The sequence below is a fragment of the Streptomyces pathocidini genome, from assembly GCF_001418495.1.
Lineage (GTDB): Bacteria > Actinomycetota > Actinomycetes > Streptomycetales > Streptomycetaceae > Streptomyces > Streptomyces pathocidini.
In genome coordinates this window covers 1-2,145 of record NZ_LIQY01000339.1, presented here as the reverse complement: position 1 = coordinate 2,145, position 2,145 = coordinate 1, and the positions used below count along the sequence as shown (strand labels likewise).

General features: G+C 68.1%; 1 protein-coding gene and 2 pseudogenes. All 3 read left to right on the top strand.

Annotation, left to right across the window (positions count from 1 at the left end):
* Positions 1–68: 68 nt before the first annotated feature.
* The gene (locus tag AOK16_RS16630; protein ID WP_055473025.1) at positions 69–1,013 is read left to right on the top strand and encodes an amino acid ABC transporter permease; all 945 of its coding nucleotides are present in this window, start codon (positions 69–71) and stop codon (positions 1,011–1,013) included.
* Positions 1,010–1,644 (top strand): annotated as a pseudogene (locus tag AOK16_RS16625) (amino acid ABC transporter ATP-binding protein); the annotation flags it as partial. The gene AOK16_RS16630 and the pseudogene AOK16_RS16625, both read left to right, overlap by 4 nt.
* A gap of 376 nt (positions 1,645–2,020) precedes the next feature.
* A pseudogene (locus tag AOK16_RS28410) lies at positions 2,021–2,145 on the top strand (zf-CGNR multi-domain protein); the annotation flags it as partial.

The window sequence follows — 2,145 nt, the reverse complement described above, 5'->3', positions numbered from 1 at the left end:
GTCCCCTCCCGACCGTACGGCCGGCCCGACGCGCACGACCCTGCGTGGAACGCTGAAAGGCAACACCCGTGACAGTTCCCATCGACAAGGCGGGGCCCGCCGACGCCCCGCCACCGGGCCCCCAGCCCGAGGCCATCAAGGCGATCCCCGTCCGCCACTACGGGCGATGGATCTCCGGTGTTGTGGTGCTGGGCCTGTTGGCCCTGCTCATCAACGCGTTCGCGGTGGCGAACATCAACTGGTCGGCGATCCCGGACTTCTTCTTCGACTCCAGCGTTCTGCACGGGGTGTGGCGGACGGTCTACATCTCGGTCCTGTCGATGATCATCGGACTCGTCGGCGGAATCGTTTTGGCGGTGATGCGCCTGTCGAAGAACCCGGTCACGTCCTGGGTGGCGTGGGCCTACATCTGGTTCTTCCGCGGCACGCCGGTCTTCGTCCAGCTGATCCTCTGGTTCAACCTCGGTCTGGTCTTCGAGACCATCAATCTCGGCTTCTACAAGGACGAGATGACCGACTTCATGACCCCGTTCATGGCCGCGCTGCTGGGCCTGGGGCTGAACGAGGCCGCGTACATGTCGGAGATCGTCCGCGCGGGCATCCAGTCCGTGGACGAGGGCCAGACCGAGGCGTCGCACGCGCTCGGCATGACGCACGGCAAGACACTGCGCCGGGTCGTGCTGCCGCAGGCGATGCGGGTGATCGTGCCGCCGACGGGCAACGAGTTCATCAACATGCTCAAGACCTCCTCGCTCGCGGCCAGCGCCTGCCAGTTCCCCGAACTGCTCCGGGCGACCAGTGACATCGGGCAGACCTCCGGCGCGGTCGTCGAGATGCTGTTCCTCGCGGTGATCTGGTACCTGATCCTCACGAGCATCTTCAGCGTCGGCCAGTTCTACATCGAGCGCCACTACGCCAAGGGCTCGCTCCGCACGCTGCCCCTGACCCCGTGGCAGAAGGTCAAGACCAACCTGGCCATGTTCAAGGGCCGTCCCTCCGGAGGTGCCGCATGACGGCGATGGTGAAGGCCGAGGGCGTCCACAAGTCCTACGGCGCGGCCCACATCCTCAAGGGCATCGACTTGGAGGTCGCCCCCCGCGAGGTGTTCTGCCTGATCGGCCCCTCGGGTTCGGGCAAGTCCACGTTCCTGCGGTGCATCAACCACCTGGAGCAGATCAGCGCCGGACGCCTGTACGTGGACGGTCAGCTGGTCGGCTACCGGCAGAAGGGCGAGAAGCTCTACGAGCTCAAGGACTCGGAAGTCGCCCTCCAGCGGCGGGACATCGGCATGGTGTTCCAGCGCTTCAACCTCTTCCCGCACATGACGGCCCTCGCGAACGTCATGGAGGCGCCCGTACAGGTCAAGGGCGAGACGAGGGCGGTGGCCCAGGAGCGGGCCCAGCGCCTGCTGGACCGGGTGGGCCTCGCCGACCGGGCCGGGCACTACCCCTCGCAGCTCTCCGGCGGCCAGCAGCAGCGCGTGGCGATCGCCCGCGCGCTGGCCATGGAGCCGAAGCTGATGCTCTTCGACGAGCCCACCTCCGCGCTCGACCCCGAGCTCGTGGGTGACGTCCTGGACGTGATGCGCGGGCTCGCCGAGGACGGCATGACCATGATCGTGGTCACCCACGAGATGGGCTTCGCNNTCGTTCCTGTCCAAGGTGCTGTAGCCAAGAGCTGGTTGAGAAACGGCTGGGGCCCTCCGCGATCCGCGGAGGGCCCCAGCCGCGTTCTGTCGCGTCGACTCGCCTCGGCCCAGGTCGGCGGGCAACGGACTCGGCACGCGACTCGTCCGCGAAGGGCCTCGCGCGCGATGGCCGGCGGGACCGGGTGGAGATCGACGCCGATGTGGAGACCGACGCCGATGCCGACCGCGTTCGGGAACCGGGGCCGCAGCCGGTCCGGGATACGGCCGGCTCGGCCTTCCAGGCCCGCACAGCCCGTAGGCGTAATACCCTCGAAGCGGCACGGTCCGTTACATCGGCCGCCCCGCCCCCAGCCCCCCCCGTAAGGAACAGACGTGGAACTGGCCTATTACTCGGACTTCGCCGTGCGGCTGGTCAACAGCGAGGACCCGTCGCGGGGGACCGACGAGCTGACCTCGGTCGAGGCGGTGCGGGCACTGTTCGGCGGCGCCTCCCAGGC